At 73.7% G+C, this 20,922-nt stretch carries 16 protein-coding genes, 1 tRNA gene and 1 pseudogene; 9 read left to right on the top strand and 9 right to left on the bottom strand.

Annotation, left to right across the window (positions count from 1 at the left end):
• Positions 1–194: 194 nt before the first annotated feature.
• On the top strand, positions 195–1,088 hold the full coding sequence (locus IH00_RS0106680) for a helix-turn-helix domain-containing protein (RefSeq protein WP_031070601.1): 894 nt from the start codon (positions 195–197) through the stop codon (positions 1,086–1,088).
• Positions 1,089–1,327: 239 nt separating this feature from the next.
• Here the strand turns inward: IH00_RS0106680 and IH00_RS43860 are convergent, their stop codons facing one another.
• The 3 genes and pseudogenes from IH00_RS43860 to IH00_RS0106670 form a co-directional block, all read right to left on the bottom strand.
• Entirely contained in the window at positions 1,328–1,576 is a 249-nt protein-coding gene (locus tag IH00_RS43860) for a TerD family protein (protein WP_420710862.1), read from the bottom strand.
• Positions 1,577–1,668: 92 nt separating this feature from the next.
• Positions 1,669–2,064 (bottom strand): annotated as a pseudogene (locus IH00_RS43855) (exonuclease domain-containing protein); the annotation flags it as partial.
• Positions 2,065–2,136: 72 nt separating this feature from the next.
• A tRNA-Arg gene (locus tag IH00_RS0106670) sits at positions 2,137–2,209 on the bottom strand.
• A 324-nt stretch (positions 2,210–2,533) separates the two neighbouring features.
• Between IH00_RS0106670 and IH00_RS0106665 the strand changes: the two genes are divergently transcribed.
• From IH00_RS0106665 to IH00_RS0106635, 7 genes are all read left to right on the top strand, one after another.
• Positions 2,534–4,114, top strand: coding sequence for a dynamin family protein (locus tag IH00_RS0106665; RefSeq protein WP_031070596.1), 1,581 nt, complete (start codon positions 2,534–2,536; stop codon positions 4,112–4,114).
• On the top strand, positions 4,111–5,967 hold the full coding sequence (locus IH00_RS0106660; RefSeq protein WP_039946313.1) for a GTPase: 1,857 nt from the start codon (positions 4,111–4,113) through the stop codon (positions 5,965–5,967). The genes IH00_RS0106665 and IH00_RS0106660 overlap by 4 nt, the downstream gene beginning before the upstream one ends.
• A gap of 283 nt (positions 5,968–6,250) precedes the next feature.
• Entirely contained in the window at positions 6,251–6,697 is a 447-nt protein-coding gene (locus IH00_RS0106655; RefSeq protein WP_031070592.1) for a single-stranded DNA-binding protein, read from the top strand.
• A 194-nt stretch (positions 6,698–6,891) separates the two neighbouring features.
• The gene (locus IH00_RS0106650; RefSeq protein ID WP_078887577.1) at positions 6,892–8,349 is read left to right on the top strand and encodes a Cys-Gln thioester bond-forming surface protein; all 1,458 of its coding nucleotides are present in this window, start codon (positions 6,892–6,894) and stop codon (positions 8,347–8,349) included.
• 178 nt (positions 8,350–8,527) lie between these two features.
• Positions 8,528–10,192 carry an energy-dependent translational throttle protein EttA gene (gene ettA, locus IH00_RS0106645; protein WP_078887576.1) on the top strand — a complete coding sequence of 555 codons (1,665 nt, stop codon included), beginning with the start codon at positions 8,528–8,530 and terminating at the stop codon, positions 10,190–10,192.
• A gap of 10 nt (positions 10,193–10,202) precedes the next feature.
• Positions 10,203–10,652, top strand: coding sequence for an acyl-CoA thioesterase (locus IH00_RS0106640; RefSeq protein WP_031070587.1), 450 nt, complete (start codon positions 10,203–10,205; stop codon positions 10,650–10,652).
• Entirely contained in the window at positions 10,649–11,320 is a 672-nt protein-coding gene (locus tag IH00_RS0106635; protein WP_031070585.1) for a DUF8010 domain-containing protein, read from the top strand. Before IH00_RS0106640 ends, IH00_RS0106635 begins: the two co-directional genes overlap by 4 nt.
• Before the next feature lie 25 nt (positions 11,321–11,345).
• On the opposite strand, the gene IH00_RS0106630 is transcribed toward IH00_RS0106635, so the two are convergent.
• A complete protein-coding gene (locus tag IH00_RS0106630) occupies positions 11,346–11,750 on the bottom strand; it encodes a globin (RefSeq protein WP_031070583.1) in 405 nt (134 codons plus the stop codon).
• Between the two features lie 137 nt (positions 11,751–11,887).
• Between IH00_RS0106630 and IH00_RS0106625 the strand changes: the two genes are divergently transcribed.
• Complete coding sequence (locus IH00_RS0106625; RefSeq protein ID WP_031070582.1) at positions 11,888–12,889, top strand: methyltransferase domain-containing protein; 1,002 nt, start codon at positions 11,888–11,890, stop codon at positions 12,887–12,889.
• 19 nt (positions 12,890–12,908) lie between these two features.
• On the opposite strand, the gene IH00_RS0106620 is transcribed toward IH00_RS0106625, so the two are convergent.
• Genes IH00_RS0106620 through IH00_RS0106600 form a run of 5 tightly spaced genes read right to left on the bottom strand, consistent with a single transcriptional unit; the run spans position 12,909 to position 20,901 of the window.
• Positions 12,909–14,177, bottom strand: coding sequence for an FHA domain-containing protein (locus IH00_RS0106620; RefSeq protein ID WP_031070580.1), 1,269 nt, complete (start codon positions 14,175–14,177; stop codon positions 12,909–12,911).
• Between the two features lie 52 nt (positions 14,178–14,229).
• Positions 14,230–15,588: a vWA domain-containing protein gene (locus tag IH00_RS0106615; RefSeq protein ID WP_031070578.1), complete on the bottom strand. Its 1,359-nt coding sequence runs from the start codon at positions 15,586–15,588 to the stop codon at positions 14,230–14,232.
• 55 nt (positions 15,589–15,643) lie between these two features.
• A complete protein-coding gene (locus IH00_RS0106610) occupies positions 15,644–17,053 on the bottom strand; it encodes a PP2C family protein-serine/threonine phosphatase (RefSeq protein ID WP_031070576.1) in 1,410 nt (469 codons plus the stop codon).
• 3 nt (positions 17,054–17,056) lie between these two features.
• Positions 17,057–19,636 carry a serine/threonine-protein kinase gene (locus tag IH00_RS0106605; protein WP_031070574.1) on the bottom strand — a complete coding sequence of 860 codons (2,580 nt, stop codon included), beginning with the start codon at positions 19,634–19,636 and terminating at the stop codon, positions 17,057–17,059.
• Positions 19,633–20,901, bottom strand: coding sequence for a hypothetical protein (locus tag IH00_RS0106600; RefSeq protein WP_031070573.1), 1,269 nt, complete (start codon positions 20,899–20,901; stop codon positions 19,633–19,635). Before IH00_RS0106600 ends, IH00_RS0106605 begins: the two co-directional genes overlap by 4 nt.
• Positions 20,902–20,922 lie beyond the last annotated feature (21 nt).

Below are 20,922 nucleotides of genomic sequence, written 5' to 3'. Positions count from 1 at the left end.
GACATGGTCTCCGAGCTCCATTCGCTTCGTATCGCTCCGCAACGGGGGTACGAAGGAACCTTGGCGCCACGGCCAGGGGGTGCCCAGACCTCTGTTCTGGCTAGGCGCCGGGAGGCCACGAGCCCGGAGACTACTCATGACAGGACCAGGCTGAGCGCTCGCACCCGGCGCGCCCGGCGGGGACACTGGAGGGCATGGGTACTCAATCGGAGCTCGGAGACTTCCTGCGGAGCCGGCGGGCCAGGCTGCGGCCCGAGGACGTCGGTCTGCCGCCGCACGGCACCCGCAGGCGGGTGCCCGGCCTGCGCCGCGAGGAGCTGGCCCTGCTCGCCGGTGTCAGCGTCACCCACTACACGCGGCTCGAACAGGGGCAGAGCACCAACGCCTCCGAGGCGGTCCTGGACGCCATCGCCCGGGCGCTGCGGCTGAGCGAGGACGAGTGCGCCCACCTGCGGGACCTGGCCCGCCCCTCCCGGCCCCGCCGCCCGCAGGCCGCGCGTCCCGAGCACGCCCGCACCAACCTGCGGAACCTGATCAACGCGATGGCCGACGTGCCGGCCGTGGTCCTGGACCGGCGCAACGACGTGCTGGCCTGGAACCCGCTGGGGCACGCCCTGCTGGCCGGCCACATCGACCCCGAGAGCCCGGACAGCCCGTCGCAGCGGCCGAACCTGACGCGCATGCTCTTCCTGGACGCGCACACCCGCGAGCTGTACACGGAGTGGGAGGAGGAGGCGAGGACGGCCCTCGCCGCCCTGCGCCTGACGGCGGGCCGCCACCCGGACGACCGCGCCCTCGCCGAGCTCATCGGCCAACTCGCGATGAAGAGCACGGAGTTCGCCGCCCTGTGGTCGCGCCACCCGGTGCGCGGCTGCACCTCGGGGGCGAAGCGGTTCCACCACCCGCTGGTGGGGCCGATGGAACTCGGCTTCGAGAGCATGCAGTTGTCGGACCCGTCGGGCCAGCGCGTACTCGCCTACAGCGCCGAGCCGGGAAGCCCGTCGGAGGCAGCGCTCCGCCTCCTGGCCACGGCCACCCGCTCGACCAACCCGGTGACCCCGCGCACCACGGCCCGCACCACGCCCTGACCACCTCCGCCACCCGCCCGGGCCCTCCCCCGCCACCCGCGGGGGAGGGCCCGGCCGTTTCGCGGCGGGGCCGGCCTCCCGGGCCGGGCACCGGCGGGCACTCGGGACGTTCCGACGTGGCATGTGTGGCACCGGCCCGACCGGTTGCGACGTCGAAGCCGGCGCGGGAGTGTGCCCGCCCGCAGCCCCGCCTCGGCGCCGGTGAGCGGGACCTGCCGATGCCTCGGTCCGCCGTCCGCTCAGTCGGCGATGTCGACGCCGTAACCGCGAGCGAGGGCGTCGAGCCCGTACTCGTATCCCTGGCCCACCGCGCGAAAGCGCCAGGCCGGCCCGCGGCGGTAGACCTCGGCGAGGAGCAGCACGCGTTCCGTGGTCGCGGCGTCCAACGTGGCCCGCGCCAACGGGGCGGCGCCGCTGCCGGGAGCGGCGATGACCTGGACCGCGCCGATGTCGCCGAAGGCGGCGTCGCCGTCGATGGCGGCAGCCACGACGATCTTCCGGCTGGAAGGCGGCAGCGAGGCGAGATCGAGGGCGATGGTCTGCCCGGCCCGGGCCGTCGGTGAGGAGCCGAACCGTGCCGGCAGGTGCACAGCCGCTGTGAGACCGGCAGGTACATCCGTGCCCGTGCGAACTCGTGAGCCAGGAAGTCGTAGTCGAACTGCGCGTTGTGGGCGACCAGGACCCGGTCCTGGAGCAATGCCCCGATCCGCCCCGCGACCTGCTCGAACGTCGGCGCCCCGCGCAGCCGCTCGGCGGTCAGGCCGTGCATGTCCACCGGGCCCGGATCGCACCCGGGGTCCAGAAGCGTCGAGAACTCGCCGGTCTGCTCTCCGTCAGGCCCGACGGTCACCACCGCGACCGACAGCACGCGGTCCCGGCGAGGAACGAGACCGGAGGTCTCCACGTCGACGAGAGCCCAGTCGAAGGCGTAGTCGCGCGCGGCGACCGCATCGAGGGCGGGGGCTCGCAGGATCATGCCCGCAAGGATGATCCTGAATTGGTCGCCCGTTCAACCAGGAAGGCCCTCCCAGGGGAGGGCTTGGCGGTGCGCCCCCGGCAGGACTCGAACCTGCGGCCAAGCGCTTAGAAGGCGCCTGCTCTATCCACTGAGCTACGGGGGCCGGTGGTGGCCTTGTGGCCTGGAGCCCCTGGTGGGTTGTCCGTGACCTTGCCGGGGACAAGGATAGGGCTCCGATCGCCTTGACCCGGTCGCTTCACCTGCGTGGCACGATGTGGAGGTTCGGTGAAGCGAACCGATAATCGCAGGCAGGTGCGATTCTCGCAGCGCTTTTCGCGTCACGCGGCCCGGGTGTTGTGCACTCGTTATGCCTGCGTCCCACTCGTCCCCTGTGTCCCCCGTGCCGGATTGTGCTTGATCGGCGCGCAGAGGCCCCCATACGCTTCAAAACGGTGCCGAAATTGGGCATTCTTCGCATGTGGTGACCTTGGACGTACGGCCTCAGCTCATCGACGCACTCTCCGCCCTGCGCGACCGTGTCGCTGCCGTGCGTCTCCCCCTCCCCCTTCCAGGGGCACCCAGGGCGCGGCAGACGCGTGCCGAGTTGCTCGCGCAGCTCGACGACTACCTGGTGCCACGGCTGAAGGAACCGGAAGCGCCCATGCTGGTCGTGGTCGGGGGCTCCACCGGGGCGGGCAAGTCCACCCTCGTCAATTCGCTGGTCGGGCGACGCGTCAGCGAGGCCGGCGTCCTGCGGCCCACCACACGGACGCCCGTCCTCGTCTGCCACCCCGAGGACCACCACTGGTTCGCCGGCATGCGGGTGCTGCCCCAGCTGACGCGCGTGTGGGGGCCCGAGGACGGGGAGCCGGAGCCCGCGGGCGGCAAGGCGCTGCGCGTCGAGACCGCGCACAGCCTGCCGCGCGGGCTCGCGCTGCTCGACGCGCCCGACATCGACTCCCTCGTCGTCGAGAGCCGTGAGCTCGCCGCCGAGCTGCTCTGCGCCGCCGACGTATGGGTCATGGTCACCACCGCCTCCCGGTACGCCGACGCCGTGCCCTGGCACCTGCTGCGCACCGCCAAGGAGTACGACGTCTCCCTGGTCACCGTCCTCGACCGGGTGCCGCACCAGGTCATCGGCGAGGTGTCGCGGCAGTACGAGGCGCTGCTCGTGCGGGCCGGACTGGGCGACGTGCCGCGCTTCACCATCCCCGAGCTGCCCGAGTCGGCGGGCGGCGGCAGCGGACTGCTGCCGGAGAACGCCGTGGCCGCCCTGCGCGCCTGGCTGAACCACCACGCCCAGGACCCCGCCGCCCGCCGGCAGGCCGTCGGGCGCACCGCCAAGGGCGTCATCGCCTCGCTGCGGGTGCGCATGCCCGAGCTCGCCGGGGCCGTCGCGGCCCAGTACGCCGCCGCCGTACGGCTTTCCGGGGGCGTCGACGCCGCGTACGAGAAGGAGGGCGAGCGAGTGCGCCGGGAGCTGCAGCGCGGCGCCGTCCTCGCGGGGGACGCCCGCACCCGCTGGCGCGGCTTCCCCCGCGACTGCTCGGCCACCGAACTGCTCGACTCGCTCACCGAGTCGCTCGGCGCGCTGTTCCAGTGCGCCGTCGCAGCCGCCGACGAACGCGTAAAGGAAGCGTGGGGGCGCGAACCGGCGTCCGGGGCGCTCGGCGGCGGACAGGCGCCACCCGACGCCGAGTCGGCCGAGCGCATCGGCATGGCCGTACGGCGCTGGCGGCGGGTCCTGGAGGAGCTCGCCGAGGACGAAGTGCGGCGCATGGAGCGCAACGCCGCTCCGGACCCCGACACCGTGGCCGCCCTCCTGGCGGCCGCGCTGCTCGGCGGACGCCGCACCCGCAACGCCGGCGAGCGGCTCGCCGAACTCCTCGGCGCGCAGAGCGCCCTGAGACTGCGTGACCGGGGCGGCGAGCTGGTGGAGACGTACATCGACCGCGTCCTGCACGAGGAAAGGGACCGGCGCCTCGCGCCGCTCGACCGGCTCGGCATCACGCCCGAGCCGCAGGCCGAGCTGATCGCTGCGCTGTCCGTACTGCAGAGGGAGAGGTGACTGCGGTGAGTGCCGTGGACGAACGCTGGGACGACGGGCTCATCGCCCGCCGCGTGCAGGAGGAGGCGGCGAACGAGGAGCCCGCCGCCGAGGAACCACAGACGCCGGACGGCCCCTACGCGACCGCCCTGCGCGGCCGCCTCGACGCCCTGCGCAAACTCGTCGGGCTCTCGGCGACCCGGCTCGACGGCGCGACGCTCGCCGAGGCGGGGCGCGTCCTGGAGGAGGCGGCCGCCCGGCAGCGGCTGTCCTCCCGGCACACGGTGGTCGCCATCGCCGGCGCGACCGGCAGCGGCAAGTCGACCCTGATCAACGCGCTCGCGGGGGTACCGGTCTCCGAGACGGGGCTGCGCCGGCCCACCACCTCCGCGCCCATCGCCTGTGCCTGGTCCGAGGGCGCCGGCGGGCTGCTGGACCGGCTCGCCATTCCGGGGCGGCTGCGCCGCCGTCCCCTTGCGGGAGGGGCCGGCGACGAGGCGCTGCAGGGCCTCGTCCTGGTGGACCTGCCCGACCACGATTCGGCGGTCATCGCCCACCGCGAGCAGGTGGACCGGCTGCTGGCCCTGGTGGACGCGGTGATCTGGGTGGTCGACCCGGAGAAGTACGCCGACGCCGCGCTGCACGAGCGCTACCTGCGGCCGCTGGCCGGGCACGCGGAAGTGACGTTCGTGGTGCTCAACCAGGTGGACCGGCTGCCGGGCGAAGCCGCCGACCAGGTCCTCGACGACCTGCGGCGGCTCCTCGACGAGGACGGCATGGCCCTCGGCGAACACGGCGAACCCGGCGCCACGGTCATGGCCCTGTCCGCGCTCACCGGGGAGGGCGTCGGCGAACTGCGCGACATGCTCGGCGCGTTCGTCCAGCAGCGCAACGCCGCCCAGCGGAGGCTGTCGGCGGACGTGGACGCGACGGCACGGCGGCTGCGCCCGGTGTACGTGGCGGACAGCCGGACCGGGCTCGACGAGCGGTCCCGCGAGGACTTCGGGGCGCGGCTCGCGGTCGCCGTCGGTGCCCGGGCGGCGGGCGAGGCCGCGGAGCGCGAGTGGCGGCGCAACGCGGGACGGGCGTGCGGCACGCCGTGGCTGCGGCTGTGGCGGTGGTACGAGCGGCTGCGGACGCCCGGGGCCGGCGCGGAACCGCAGGCCGAGGTGCCCGTGGAGGACGAGCTCACCGCCCGGCAGCGCGTCGAGCAGGCGGTACGGGTGGTCGCGGACGAGGCGGCACGCGGACTGCCGGCGCCATGGGCCCAGGCGGTGCGCGAGGCGGCGGTACGGGGCTCGCAGGGGCTTCCGGAAGCCCTGGACGAGCTGGCGGTGACGGTCGGCCGGCCGGGCAACGAAACACGGCCCGGCAAGGAAACGCAGCCGGACAGGGAAGGCCGGCCGGGCAAGCAGGGCCGGCGCGGGAGGAAGGGTCGCCTGAGCAAGGAGCAGGAGCAGGGCGAGGAAGGGCGCGCGGGCAAGGAGGAGCGGACGGGCAGGAACGGGCGGCCGCCGCGCCCCGCCTGGTGGCCGGCCGCGGTGCTGACCCAGGCGGCCATGACGCTGCTCCAGTTCTACGGCGGCCTGTGGCTGGCGGGCCAGATCGTCGGCGTCCTGGAACCGGGCCTCATGGTCCCCGCGCTGATCATGCTGGCCGGTGTCGTCGGGGGCCCGCTGGTGGAGTGGGCGTGCGCGGCGGCCGCCCGGGGGCCCGCGCGCCGCTACGGCCAGGAGACGGAGCGCCGGCTGCGGGAGGCGGCGGCGGGGTGCGGCCGGGCGATGGTGCTCGACCCGATCGCGGCCGAGCTCATGCGCTACCGCGAGGTCCGCGAGCAGTACGCGACGGTGGACTCGGGCCGGCGGGTGGGTTGAGCTCCGGGACGGGTCGGTCGAGGTCCGGCGGATGCGGCGGTCGCGGCACGGGGGGCGGCGGGCTCATGAGGTGGCCTGCGGTGCGGGCACGAGGGCACTGCGGTGCGGGCGCCAGGGACCTGGGTGCGGGCACGGTGGAGCGTCGCGTGCTGCCCCATGTGGGTGACGGAGTTGTGCACATGAGCAGACTTGTACACACCCGTCGGCGGGAATTCGGCAGCGCGCTCAGCATGGGGTCTGTCGACGGCCGGCGCGGGACCGGCGGACGGAAGGGGTGGACGCGGTGAACGAGACCATGGTGACCGTCGTGGGCAATGTGGCGACCAGCGTGGACTACCGGGACACGGCGGCCGGGGGAGTGGCGAAGTTCCGGTTCGCGGCGCGGGCACGGCGGTGGGACCGGGAGAGGGCGGGCTGGGTCGACGGGCCCACCAGCTTCTACACGGTCTGCGCGTGGCGCACGCTCGGGGCGAACCTGGCCGCGTCGGTCGCGGTCGGCGATCCGCTGGTGGTGCACGGCCGGCTGAAGGTCCGCGAGGAGGACTGGGAGGGGCAGCGCAGGACGTTCGTGGACATCGACGCGGTGGCGGCGGGACACGACCTGACGCGCGGGACCTCGGCGTTCAGGCGGCCGGCGAGGGCCGAGCCGCAAGCGGCCGGTGATCAAGAGTCCGCCGCGCATGGTGAAATGCAGCGCGGCGCCGAGAACGCGGCGGAGTTGGTGCGGTGACGGGCCTCCGCCGGCCGTCCGCGCAAGCGCGCGATAACGATTCCGAGTCGGAATGGTTATCTGACGGTATGACAGGGGACTGTGCTGGGCCGCCTCTTTAGGATTCCCGGGTACTCACGGGGCACTTGAGTCGGCTGGCGAGGCACTCCCCCCACGCGTCCCACGCGACAACACCTCGCCCAGAGGGGAATTCTGTGTTTGCTGCGTTTTCTGTACGGAGGCGGAAGAGTCGCGCCGCCCGTCTGGCCGCCGCGGTCGTCGCCTCCGGGCTGATCACGGCGGGCGCCCTCGGCGGTGCGACGCCGGCCTCCGCCGACGAGGCGCCCCAGCACCAGGGTGGTGCGGCCGCCACCCTCAACGGGCTGACCACCTTCCACCAGGCCGTGCTCCACGTCGGCAATCAGGAACAGCAGCTGCCCGCCGGTCTGTTCGAGATGACCGTCGACGGCGGGGGCACCCTCAAGACGTACTGCATCGACCTGCACAACCCCACCCAGGAGAAGGCCAGGTACCTGGAGACCCCCTGGGACCAGACCTCGCTCGGGGGCAACAAGGACGCGGGCCGGATCCGGTGGATCCTCCAGCACTCCTACCCGCAGGTCGACGACCTCGTGGGCCTCGCCGAGGAAGCCGGCACCGGCCCGCTCACGCCGGAGACGGCGGCCGCCGGCACCCAGGTGGCGATCTGGCGGTACTCGGACGGCGCCGAGGTCGAGGCGCTCGACCCGGCCGCCGAGAAGCTCGCCGACTGGCTGGAGGAGGAGGCCGGCAGCGTCGCCGAGCCCAGGGCCTCGCTGAGCCTGGAGCCCGGGGCCGTCTCCGGCCCCGCCGGCACCCGGCTCGGGCCGGTCACCGTGCGCACCGGCGCCGGCCGGGTCACGGTGAACCCGCCCGCCGACGCCGCCGCCAGCGGCATCAGGATCACCGACGCGGCCGGCAAGCCCGTCGACAGGGCCGTCGACGGCAGCAAGCTCTGGTTCGACGTGCCCGCGGGAGCCGCCGACGGCACCGCCGCGCTGAGCGTGCAGGCCACCACCTCCGTACCGGTCGGCCGCGCCTTCGCGGGCGTCACCCGGAGCCAGACGCAGATCCTGGCCGGGTCCAGCGAGTCGACCGTCTCCGCGGTGGCCACCGCCACCTGGGCCGCTGCGGGCGCCATACCGGCGCTGTCCGCGAAGAAGAACTGCGCCGAGGGCGGCGTGGACATCACGGCCACCAACAAGGGTGACGCCGCCTTCACCTTCACGCTCATGGGCACCGAGCACACCATCCAGGCGGGCGAGACCCGGACGGTGACCGTCCCCGTTGCCGAGGACCAGGCGTACCACCTCACCATCACCGGGCCCGGCGGCTTCACCAGGACGTTCAAGGGCGTCCTGGACTGCCGGACCACCGGGAGCACAGCCACCATGACCGGGCAGCCCGCCTCGCAGCCCAGCCCCCTGTCCGGCGGCGTCACCGCCGGCGCGGGGACGGCGACCGCGGGCACCGGTCTCGACCTCGCCGAGACCGGCGCGTCCAACGCCACGCCGATGATCGCCGGAACCGCGATCGCGTTCGTCCTGGTCGGCGGTGCGGCGGTCTTCTTCCTCCGCAGGAAGAAGGACGACCCGGCCGGGGCGGCCGGAGCCGACGGGGAACCCGCCGAGTGACCTAAGAGTGACCCTCCGTTCGTGACGGCGGTGGCCCCGGGGCGTGCACGGACACGCGGACCGGGGCCACCGCCGTAGCACGCCCCCACGCACGCGCCCCTACTGGTTTCCATCAAGGGATGGACGTCAGGCAAGATGGGGTGTATCTGCCCACTCTCGGATTGCCGGACGGTTTCTCTTGGCTGAGTACATCTACACGATGCGCAAGACGCGCAAGGCGCACGGCGACAAGGTCATCCTCGATGACGTGACGCTGAGCTTCCTGCCCGGTGCGAAGATCGGTGTGGTCGGCCCGAACGGCGCCGGTAAGTCCACCGTCCTCAAGATCATGGCCGGCCTTGAGCAGCCCTCCAACGGCGACGCGTTCCTGTCGCCCGGCTACACCGTCGGCATCCTGCTGCAGGAGCCGCCGCTGGACGAGGACAAGACCGTCCTGGAGAACGTCCAGCTGGGCGTCGCCGAGATCAAGGGCAAGCTCGACCGGTTCAACGCCATCGCCGAGGAGATGGCCACGAACTACACCGACGAGCTGATGGAGGAGATGGGCAAGCTCCAGGAGGAGCTGGACCACGCCAACGCGTGGGACCTCGACGCCCAGCTCGAGCAGGCCATGGACGCGCTCGGCTGCCCGCCCGGCGACTGGCCGGTCACCAACCTCTCCGGTGGCGAGAAGCGCCGCGTCGCGCTCTGCAAGCTGCTGCTGGAGGCGCCCGACCTGCTGCTGCTCGACGAGCCCACCAACCACCTCGACGCCGAGTCCGTGCAGTGGCTGGAGCAGCACCTCGCCAAGTACGACGGCACCGTCGTCGCCATCACCCACGACCGGTACTTCCTCGACAACGTCGCCGGCTGGATCCTGGAGCTCGACCGCGGCCGCGCCATCGGCTACGAGGGCAACTACTCCACCTACCTGGAGAGCAAGCAGGCCCGTCTGAAGGTCGAGGGCCAGAAGGACGCCAAGCGCGCCAAGCGGCTCAAGGAAGAGCTGGAGTGGGTCCGCTCCAACGCCAAGGGACGCCAGGCCAAGTCCAAGGCACGTCTCGCCCGGTACGAGGAGATGGCCGCCGAGGCCGACAAGATGCGGAAGCTGGACTTCGAGGAGATCCAGATCCCGCCGGGCCCGCGCCTGGGCAACGTCGTCGTCGAGGTCGAGAACCTCAGCAAGGCGTTCGGTGACAAGGTCCTCATCGACGACCTCAGCTTCAGCCTCCCGCGCAACGGCATCGTCGGCGTGATCGGCCCGAACGGCGCCGGCAAGACCACGCTGTTCAAGATGATCCAGGGTCTCGAGCAGCCCGACTCCGGCGCGATCCGGGTCGGCGACACGGTCAAGATCTCCTACGTCGACCAGAGCCGCGCCAACATCGACCCGAAGAAGACGCTGTGGGCCGTCGTCTCCGACGAGCTCGACTACATCAACGTCGGCCAGGTCGAGATGCCGTCCCGCGCGTACGTGAGCGCCTTCGGCTTCAAGGGCCCGGACCAGCAGAAGCCCGCCGGTGTCCTGTCCGGCGGTGAGCGCAACCGCCTCAACCTGGCACTCACCCTCAAGCAGGGCGGCAACCTGCTGCTCCTCGACGAGCCGACCAACGACCTCGACGTCGAGACCCTGTCGTCGCTGGAGAACGCCCTTCTGGAGTTCCCCGGTGCGGCCGTGGTCGTCTCCCACGACCGCTGGTTCCTCGACCGGGTCGCCACGCACATCCTGGCGTACGAGGGCGACTCCAAGTGGTTCTGGTTCGAGGGCAACTTCGAGTCGTACGAGAAGAACAAGATCGAGCGGCTCGGCCCGGACGCGGCCCGTCCGCACCGCGCCACCCACAAGAAGCTCACCCGGGGCTGAGGCAGCGGCAGTGGCTCGTCACATCTACCAGTGCCCGTTGCGCTGGTCGGACATGGATGCCTTCGGGCACGTCAACAATGTGGTCTTCCTCCGCTACCTGGAGGAGGCCCGCATCGACTTCATGTTCCGGCTGGCGCCGGGCAACGGCTCACCGTCGTTCTCCGGCGGCTCCGTCGTCGCCCGGCACGAGATCGACTACGTACGGCCGCTGGTCCACCGGCACGAGCCGGTGACCATCGAGTCGTGGGTCACCAAGATCGGCGCGGCGTCGCTGACGATCGCGTACGAGATCAAGGACCCCGACCAGGTGTACGTACGGGCCTCGACGATCGTCGTGCCGTTCGACCTAGAAGCGCAGCGCCCGCGCCGCATCACCGCGGAGGAGCGGTCGTTCCTGGAGGAGTACGTGGACGACGGCATGCACGCCCCGAAGGCGCAGGGGGAGGCAGCGGCCGCATGACCGCGCCGCTCCACTTCGCCGACGCCAGGGAGGCGGCCGACCTCGCCGCCTTCCTGGCCCGGCTGATCCATTACGACCGGGCCGCCGTCGTCCGCATCCAGGCGGGCGGCGGCGCCCTGGCCGTGTTCGGCCGGCCACCCTCCTTCGAGGTGCTGGCCATCCGCACGGCCACGCTCATGGACGAGGCGCCGCTGGACATCACCGTCTCGGCCGGTCAGCTCCTGGAGGGCATCGAGGAGTCGGCGGGCAAGGCGATGATCCCCGCGGCCGTCACCGGCCCGCCCTGGACCGGTGTCCTGCCCCCGCGCGGCGGCTGGCAGGAGGTGCCCGGCCTGCCGGAGGCCGCCGAGCTGCGCGCCGCGGTCGCCGCGGCGGTCGCGGAATTCCGGGCGCGGGACGAGGAGTTGCCCGCGGAGCACCGCACCCGCGCGGAGCGCGACCGCATCGGCCGCGAGATCTGGTCCCGCACGATCGGCGCGACGGGCCTGCCGCTGCGGGCCGTCCACGCCGCCCAGTCGCTGGGCTTCCTGCCGGCGCCCGGGGTGCCGGTGGCCCTGCTCGGCACCGGCTCCTGGCTGCGGCTGCGCACCCCCTACGGTTCCGTCGCCGTACGCACCGGGGGCGGCCTGGGCGGATTGAGCGTCACCGCCGTCCCGCACCAGCGGTGAGCGGCACCCCCCCTGGGCGCGGGGGTCAGCTCGCGGTGTTCACCATCGACGCCGCCGCGTACGTGAGGTAGCTCCACAGCTGGCGCTCGTGCTCCTCGGACAGGCCCAGCTCGTCGACGGCGACGCGCATGTGCTTCAGCCACGCGTCGTGCGCCGCCTTGTCGACGGTGAAGGGGGCGTGGCGCATCCGCAGCCGGGGGTGGCCGCGGTGGTCGCTGTAGGTGCGCGGGCCGCCCCAGTACTGCATCAGGAAGAGCGCGAGCCGCTCCTCGGCCGGGCCCAGGTCCTCCTCGGGGTACATCGGCCGCAGCAGCGGGTCATCGGCGACACCCTCGTAGAAACGGCGGACGAGGCGCCGGAAGGTCTCCTCGCCGCCGACCTGCTCGTAGAAGGTCTGCTCCTGAAGCGTGCCCTGCGGAATCTCATTCACCCGTCCATGGTCTCAGACCGGCCGGCCGAGGACCCGGGCCCTAGGACCTGCCCCCCGCTTCCTGCCCCGCCCCCTCCCCTCCGGCCGGGCGGCCGGGCGTCCTCGCGTGCGCGACCCGCGCGCAGCACAGTGGAGGCATGGGGACAGAGCGAGAGGACCCGTACGCCGCCCGGGCCGCCGTGGCACGCCGCGCGATGGTGCGCGGGATGGTCGCGGCCGGGGAGCTGACGGACCCGGCCTGGCGGGCGGCGTTCGAGGAGGTGCCCCGGCACCTGTTCGTGCCGTACTACTACGTCGGGGTCATGGGCGGCTACGAGCGGCTGTGGCGGGAGGATCCCGACCCCGCCAAGCGCGAGCGCTGGCTGGCGGGGGCGTACGAGGACCGGCCGCTCGCCACCCGCGTGCGCAACGGCGACCTGGTCTCCTCGGCCAGCCAGCCCTCGCTGATGGCCTCCATGCTGGAGGCTCTGGACGTACGGGACGGCGACCGCGTCCTGGAGATCGGGGCCGGCACCGGCTACAACGCGGCGCTGCTCGCACACCGGCTGGGCGACGAGCGGGTGACCACCGTCGATCTGGACGAGGACATCACCGAGGCGGCCCGCACCCATCTCGCGGCGGCCGGCCGGCGCCCCACCGTGGTCACCAACGACGGGGCGCGGGGCTGCCCGCAGCGGGCGCCCTTCGACCGGATCATCGCGACCTGCGCCGTGCCGTCCGTACCGCCCGCGTGGCTCGGGCAGTGCCGTCCGGGAGCGCGCATCCTGACGCCGCTGGCCACCGGCGTGGTCGCGTTGCGGGTGCGGGACGCCGAGCATGCCGACGGACGGTTCCTGCACACCTCGGCGTACTTCGTACCGCTGCGCGGCGCGGTAGGCGCCGGGCGGGCGCCGGTGCACACCGGCGGACTGCCCCGGCGCGCGACCGAGGACGATCTCTTCCGCTTCCTGCTGACGCTGACGGCGGGCAGCCTGGAACCGCAGGAGGCGTACGCGCTCTGGCAGCGGGAGGACCGGCCCGCACGGGAGCGGTACGGGGTGACCGTCGGCGGCGAGCGGCAGTGGGCGTGGCTGGACGAACCCGAGGGGCCCTACCTCTGGCCCCTCGGGTCGCCCGGACAACCCGGGCAGCGGGCATGACCGGCCCGGCCGGCCCCGCCTAGCCGCGCCGGACGGTGATCGTCGTCCAGGCGCCGACGTGAACCCGGTCACCGTCCTTGAGAGGGACCGGCACGTAGGGCTGGATCGGGTCCTCGCCGCCGTTGAGCGTGGTGCCGTTGGTCGAGTTCTGGTCGACCACGGCCCAGGAGCCGTCCGGCTGCTGCACCAGCACCGCGTGCTGGTGCGACACGCCCGGATCCTCCGGCGGCACCGACAGGTCGATGTCCGGGGACTCGCCCGTGGAGTGGCGGCGGCGGCCGATGGTGATCTGGTTGCCCGACAGCGTCAGCCGCTGCTCCGGCGAGTACGCGGGCAGGTTGAGGCCCGCTGCCTCGGGGCCGCTGCGCTGCATCATCGCCATGAAGTAATCGCGGTCGGGGCCGACGGTAGCGGTCCAGCCCGCGGGCGCCTGCGGCTGCTGGTGCTGCTGCGGGGGACCGGGCTGGTGCTGCGGCTGCTGGTGCTGCTGCGGGGGCTGGGAGTGCTGCGGAGCCTGCGGAGGCGCGGAGTGCGTCTGCGAGGGCGGCGGCAGCATCCAGTCGTCGCCACCCCCGGTCGCCTGCGGTCCGGATCCCGGCGCCTGCGGCTGCGGCGGGGGCGGCGGGGGTCCGGGCTGCCGGAACGCCTGCGGGGGCGGCGGCGGACCCGGCTGGTGGAACGCCTGCGGAGCCGGCGGCGGACCCTGGTGGCCGTGCGGCTCGGGCGGGAGCGGTTCGGCCGGGCGGTTCACCTGCGACGGGCGGGAACTCTGGTACTCGAACGCGTCCGGCGGCCGGGGAGGCTGCTGGGACTGGAAGCCCGGCGGCAGGTTGAGCCCCGGCGGCGGGGCGACGGGCCCCCCGGGCGCACCCGGACCACCCGGACCCCCGGGACCACCCGGACCCCCGGGACCACCGAAGCTCCCGGGTCCGCCCGGTCCGCCGGGACCACCGGAGCGGCCCGGGCCCGGCGGCGGGGCGACCGGCGTGTACGAGGTGGCCGTGTTGGTGAGGAAGTTCCAGCGGCATTCCTCGCAGAACGGGGCCATGTGCTCGCGCGGAGTGCGGCACTGCGGGCACAGCTCCGCCTGGGCGGTGGCGTTCGGGTCACCGGCAGGGCCCCCGGGACCGCCGGGACCGCCCGGCCCCGGATATCCGTAGCCGGGCGGCGGGGGCGGGGGAGGCGGCGGAACGGCACCCGCAGGTGCGCCCGCCCCGGACATGCGGTGGCCGCAGACCTCGCACCAGTCGTCGGAACCCGACTGGTGTCCGTTCGGGCAGGTCGGCATGTCGGCGCTTCCCCCTCTCCTCATCCGGCCCGCAGGCCGAGCAGATCGTGACCTATTTCTTCACGCGAACCGTCTTGGTGGAGCGCGTCTCGAGCGTCATCTCGTCCGCCTCCGCGACCTTCGCCTTCAGTCGCACAGTACCCGTCGCCGCATCGACCACGTCCACCACCTTCGCAAGCAGTTTCGCAGTGTCCGCGTTGCCGGAGGCGGCCGCCAGCTGTACGGCACGGCCGAGTTTCGCCGTCGCGCCGTCGAAATCGCCCGACTTGCGCGCATCCAGACCCTGTTGGATGACCTGTGCCAGTTCCGCCTGGCCTGTGTAGTGCGCCACCTGCGGGTTGATCGACGTCGACGCCACCATGTCGTCCGTCCACACCGCCCGTACCAGCCCCTGCGACAGGGCCCGCGGTGCGCCGCCCGCCGGGTCCGGCAGGATCAGCGAGACGCGGGCCGCCAGCATCTCCTGTCCGATTCCGGCCTCCGGCACGCGCACGCACACGTGGTAGTCACGGGACTCGTCCCCCCAGGACCCGGTGGGATAGTCTCCGGCGCGCGGCCCCGCCTCCGTGCGCCGGTCCGTGAGCTCCTCCACGGTCGGCGCCACCTGCTTCACGAAGACGATCTCCGTGCCGACGGGCGTCCACAGCCGCAGGCTGACGTCCGCGACCTCCTTGCCCATCGCGTGCTCCATCATCCGCGTGAAGTCCGCGGCCAGGCCCGCCGGATCGGCGACGATGTCGGCCGTGCCGAGCAGCGCCGACGCGATGCCGGTGACCTCCTTGACCTCCCAGTCGGTGCCCACGCCACGGGCATCGCAGGTGAAGCGGCCGGCGCAGGCGTCGAGGGCGGCGCGCAGGTCCTCGGGCGACTCGTGTTCGTTGCGCCCGTCCGTCAGCAGGATGCCGTGGCGGATCGGCACCTCGGCCGAACCCAGCAGCCGGTCGGCCAGTTTCAGCCAGGTTCCGATCGCCGTGCCGCCGCCGGCGCTCAGTCTGCGCAGCGCCTGCTTGGCCTCGGCGCGGGTCCGCGCATCGGCCGTGGCCAGCCGGCCGCCGCCCGGGTACACCTCGTTCGCCACATGCGTACCGGCGACGACGGCGAAGGCGACCCCGTCGCGCAGCGTGTCGATCGCCGCGGCCGTGGCATCACGCGCGTTGCGCATCTTCGTCGGCGGATAGTCCATCGACCCCGAGCAGTCGACCATCACCACCACGGCCGCGGTGGCGGGCCCTCCCGGTATGGACGACGGTGACGCCGCCGCCCCGCCCAGCGGTACGCCGCCGCTGGTGCCGCCGCCGGTCGAGGTGACCGTGACGATCGCGTTCACCTCGCGCCCGCCCTCCGGCAGGTACTCGTTCTGGTACACGTCCACCGAGAACTGCGGCACGTTCGACTTGGAGAAGTTCGCCATGCATCGGCTCCTTGGGCCACCACTCACATCAGACGGATGGGACAGGCGGGTCGATTCAGGCCGATCCTGCCCCTTGCGGTGCCACGGTGAACGGCAGTACGGCCACTGTTACGTTGTCGTGGCCACCGCCGTCGAGCGCGTGACCGACCAGCACCTGCGCCCCGTGCAGCGGGCGTCGTGCCGCGTCCGGCGGCACGGCCCTGGCCATCTCCTCCGCCGCCTCCGCGTAGTTCCACAGGCCGTCGGTGCAGACCACGACGACACCCGGCCGGTCCGGCTTGAAGGCGGCGGTGTGCGGCTCCAGTTCGTACGCGTCGGCGCCCAGCCAGCCGGTGATCGCGTGCGCCCGCTCGTCGGCGTACGCCTCCGCTTCGTTCATCAGGCCCGCCGCGACCATCTGGGCGGCCCACGAGTCGTCCTCGGTGAGCCGGGCCGGGGGGCCGGTGCGGTCGTCGGGGACCCAGTAGGCACGGCTGTCCCCGACCCAGCCCACGACGAGCAGGCCGCTCGCCGCGACCGCGCCGACCAGCGTGCACGCCGGGGCGTTCCGGTGGCGGTGCGGGTCATGCTCCATCGCGCCGGGCCCCTCGCCGGTGTCCGCGAGGGCGTTCACCGCGTCGGAGGCCGCGACGATCGCGTCGTGCATCGCCTGCTGGGGCTGCGTACCGCGGGGCAGCGACCGGAGCAGCGACTCGTTGGCGGCGGCCGCCGCGGCCGCCGACGCCTCGTCGGGGCGCGTCGCCGAGGACACCCCGTCGCAGACGATCGCGACGACGGCGGGCGAGCCGTCCGGCAGCGCCGTCGACGACACGGCGAACGCGTCCTCGTTGCGGTGGTGGCGCAGCCCGCGGTCGCTCACGGCGGCGACCGCTCCGAGCTCCTCCTCCATGTGGTCGCGCTCCCGCGGCTGGGCATGGCCGCAGTTCTCGCAGTAGCCGTCGGGGTCGACGTGCCCGGCGCGGCACGCGACGCACACCTTGGTGCCGGCGGGCGGGGTGGGGGCGTGCTCGACGGTCCGCGGATCGGGCACGGAGGGCGCGACGGGCGGCGCAGGCGGCGGCACGGGGGCCTCCGGGGCCCCGCCCGCGACCGGCGGCGGGGCGGTCGGCGGGGAGACTGCCGGCGGCGCGGGGGGTGGAGGGGAGACGACCGGCGGCGCGGGGGGCGGCGGCACGGGGGACTGCGCCGGTGCGGGCGGTGCCGAGGGCGGCGCCGGCGCGGGCAGCGGGAAGTCCGCGCCGTCCGCGGCGCGTTCGTCGAACCGTATCGGGGGCTGCCCGGCCTCCTTCGGCTCCGCCGGCCAGGCCGTGCCCGCCACCGGTGAACCCATCACCATGGTCGGGTCGTCCTGGGGCGGTTCCGGCACGGCGGACAGGTCGTACCCGCACGCCCCGCAGAACAGGTCACCCGACTCCAGCGGCTCCTCGCAGCCGGGGCAGGCGGACAGCTGGTGCATCTGCGACATCAATCACACCCATGTCCGGGGGCGGAAGCGGTTCGCCCGCTCCACCATCTCGATCCTCTCCTCGCCGCGCTGAGCGAGCCGGGCCAGCACCCGGTACGAGCGTTCCAGTCCGAAGCGCAGCCCGCGCTCGTCCAGTTCGCTGCCCAGCAACGACGTCGGTGCGGGGCCGGACCCGGGGCTCCCGGAGAGCACCCAGTCCAGCGCCGTACCCAGCACCTCCGTAGCCAACCGCTCCCGGCGCACCGCGTCCAGCCCGAACTGCCGCAGTGCGGACACCTGCTCGGCCGCCGCCGTCAGGTCGCCGAGCAGTGCGTCACCGGGTGACCGGCGGCGCAGGCGGGCCCGTACGGCGGCGACACGCGCCGCCGTGTAGTGGATGGACGCCTCCGGCACGGACTCCAGGGTCCGTACCGCCCCGACGCGGTCACCCGCGGCCAACTGCACCCTGGCCAGGCCGAACGCGGCGCTGACATAGCTCGGGTCGGTCGTCCACACGAGGCGGTAGTACTCGGCGGCGTTGTCCAGCTGGCCCAGGACCTCGGCGCACACGCCCAGCGCCAGCTTGGGCGCCGGCTCGCCGGGGAACGCGTCGTAGACCGCGTCGAACGACAGCGCCGCGTTCTCGTCGTCCCCCGTCGCGAGCGAGGCGACGCCCCGGTACCAGACCACCCGCCAGTCGTCCGGATGGCGGCCCTCCAGTTCCTCCAGGGAACGGCGTGCCGCGTCCAGCCGGTCCGTCTCCAGCAGCGCGCGCAGTTCCCGCAACTGCAGTTCGACCGAGGTCGCGGGAGCGGTGTGCAGGGCGGCGATCAGCTCGGCGGGCCCGGCGGCCATCAGGCCGGCCAGGAACCCGGCGTTCGGGTCGCCGGGGTCCACGTGCGGTACGGGCAGGGCGAGCGCGGTGGCCCGTACGTCCAGCGCGCCCAGGAGGGGGGCGCCGGGACGGCCCGCCGGGGGCTCCGCCCCCGGCCCGGCCCACTGCGCCGGCACCACGGCCTGCGCCGGTGCGTGCCCCTGCGCCGCGGCCCGCGCCGCCGACCGTCCGCGACCGCCGAGCAGGCCGCGGGGCACCTCCCGTGCCCCGAGCGCCGACACCTCGCCGTCCGGCTCCGCGAACAGCTCCGTGTCCGTCACCCGCAGCTCCGGGCCGAACAGCGTCGACAGCGCGGGCCGCGGCCGGCCCGTCTGGAGCGCGACGACCTCGCGCAGCACACCGGTCAGCTGCTCCGCCATCTCCTGCGCGGAGGCGAACCGGCGTGCCGGGTCGGGGTCAGTCGCCCGCACCAGCAGCCGGTAGAAGGACTCGTACCGCCGGAACACCTCGATGTGGTCCGGGTCCGGCAGCGAGTCCACGAACACGTTCGTGTAGCCCTGGAAGTCGAACGTCAGCACCGCCAGCGTCCGTGCCACCGTGTACAGGTCCGACGCGACCGACGGGCCGACCTCCGCGACCTCCGGCGCCTGGTAGCCGACCGTGCCGTAGATGGCCGACTCCTCGTCGTCCATCCGGCGTACCGCGCCCATGTCTATGAGCTTGAGCTGGTCCTCGGTCTGGATCGCGTTGTCGACCTTGAAGTCGCAGTACAGCAGGTTCCGGCTGTGCAGGTGCCCGAGCGCCTCCAGCGCCTCGATGCCGTACGCGCACGCCTGCTCCACCGGCAGCGGGTCCCGCCTGCCGTCGGGGCCGCGCCGCTCGTTGGCGATGTCCTTGAGCGACTTGCCGCCCACGTACTCCATGACGATGTACCCGTCCAGCGAACCCGTGCGCTGGTCCAGGTGCTCCACGAAGTTGTAGATGCGGACGATGTTGGAGTGCTCGATCTCCGCGAGGAACCGCCGCTCCGATATCGCCGCGGCCATCGCGTCCTGGTCACCGGTGTCCAGCAGGCCCTTGAGGACCACCCACCGGTCGGAGACCGCACGGTCCACGGCCAGGTAGATCCAGCCGAGACCGCCGTGCGCCAGGCAGCCCGCCACCTCGTACTGCCCGTGCACGATGTCACCGGCCCGCAGCTTGGGCACGAAGGAGTACGGGTGGCCGCACTTGGTGCAGAAGCCCTCCGTACGCCCCGGCCGGTCGCCGCGCGCCCGCCCCACCGGCGCCCCGCAGTCGGACCGCGAGCAGAACCGCTTCCGCTCCGGCACCTCCGGGTTCTCCATCACCACCGAGCGCGGGTCGGGGCGCGGCACGGCCGGGACCGAGACGAGTCCGGCACCCAGCCTGTTGCGCCCGGAGCCGCTGGTGGACGAGCCGGAGCTGCGCACCGACACCGACCGGCCGGACGACTCCGTACCGCCCGACAGCGAACGCGACAGACGTCCCGACACCGAGCGCCGCGACGAGCGGGAGGACCGCGACGACCGGGACGACGAGCGGGAGCTGCTGCCGGAGCCCTTGCCGCCGGCCGCCACACCGGTCGGTGGCGACGACACCGAGCCGTCCCCGGACTCCCCGCCCCGCCGGGGCGGGGCGGATCCCGACGGGGAGACGACGGGCGCGAGCCCGCAGGTGTCGCAGTACAGCTCGCCGCCGCCCACGTCCTCGTACGAGCCCTCGCAGCCGGGCCGCTGACACGTCTTCACTGGCTCCCCCTACGGTCCACGGGACCGGCCCCCGACAGGACTTCGGCGGCGGCCTGCTGGTAGCGCAGGACCGCCTGCTCCGCGGCCCGCAGGTCGCACGGCGCGCTCCACAGCATCCGGCGCGCCACGTCGTACCGCTCGATCAGCAGCGGATCCTCCGCCATGCCGTGCCGGGCGACCTTCGCCTTGTACGCGTCCAGCCGGCCGCGCAGCTCCGCGCGGACGGCGAGCGGCGCGGTGACGGCCGTCAACGACTCGCGCGCCCGCAGCAGTTCCTCCTCGGCCTGCTGCTCCAGCGCCTCCAGCAGCGGCGACAGCCGGTGCCACTGGGCATGGCGCCGGTACTCGGCGGCCGTCGCCAGCCGCTCCTGCAGCGCGGTCGGCGGGCCGCTGACCGCCGGCACCTCCGAGGCGGCGATCTTCGCCAGCACCTCGCCCCGGGCCGCCCGCGCCTCCGCGAGCGTGCGGTCCGCGCGCGACAGCACGTCCCGCAGCCGCAGCAGCCGCGCCTCCGAGTCCTGCCGGACCTGGAGCACCGCCTCGATCTCCCGCCGTACGTCCTCCAGCGCCCTCGCCGCCCGGTCGTACCGGTCGGTGTCCGGCCGGCCGCCTCCGGGCGCGGAACTGCCCGCGGCCGGCCGCCAGAACGCCAGCGGGTCCGTCACGACCTGGGAGCGCAGCGAGGCCAGCTCGTGCGTGATGGCCTCCAGGTCGTCGCCGGCCGGGTGCTCACCGGGCCGCACGCCCACCGAGTGGGCCAGCGACCGGGTGCGGTTCAGCTCGGCCGCCAGGAGGTCTATACGAGCGGGCAGCGCGGACCACACCGCGTCCGCCGTCACCACCATGTCGAGCGACCGCGCGTACAGCTCGTTCATCCGGTCGAGCAGTCCCGCGAGCGTGAACCGCTCGGCGAGCGTGGTGGTGCCGGAGACCGTGACGCTCTCGCCGCGCAGCCGCTCCGTCAGCTCGGCCAGCTCGTCCCGGCCCGGCCAGCGCCGCCGCGCCCGCACCTCACGCGCCTCCTCCAGGGCGGCGGTGTACACGTCGAAGTACGTCCACAGCAGGCTGATCGTCCGCTCCGTGTCGGCCCAGCGCTCCTTGGTCGTGCCGGTCAGCTCGGCGCCCTCGAGGAGCCTGCGGCCCGCGTGGTCCTGCAGGGCGAGCAGCGAGTCCTCGACCGCCTTGTGCTCCGCCCCGAGCCGCGCCAGCGCACGGTCCACCTCGTCCCGGTCCATCACCGGACCAGGGGGTCCCGTGACGCCCATCGATCACCTCTCCGCCTCGTG

Source organism: Streptomyces sp. NRRL S-118, from assembly GCF_000716335.1.
Classification (GTDB): Bacteria; Actinomycetota; Actinomycetes; order Streptomycetales; family Streptomycetaceae; genus Streptomyces.
Note: the sequence above shows the minus strand (reverse complement) of the source record. Positions and strands in the feature narration are given on the sequence as shown.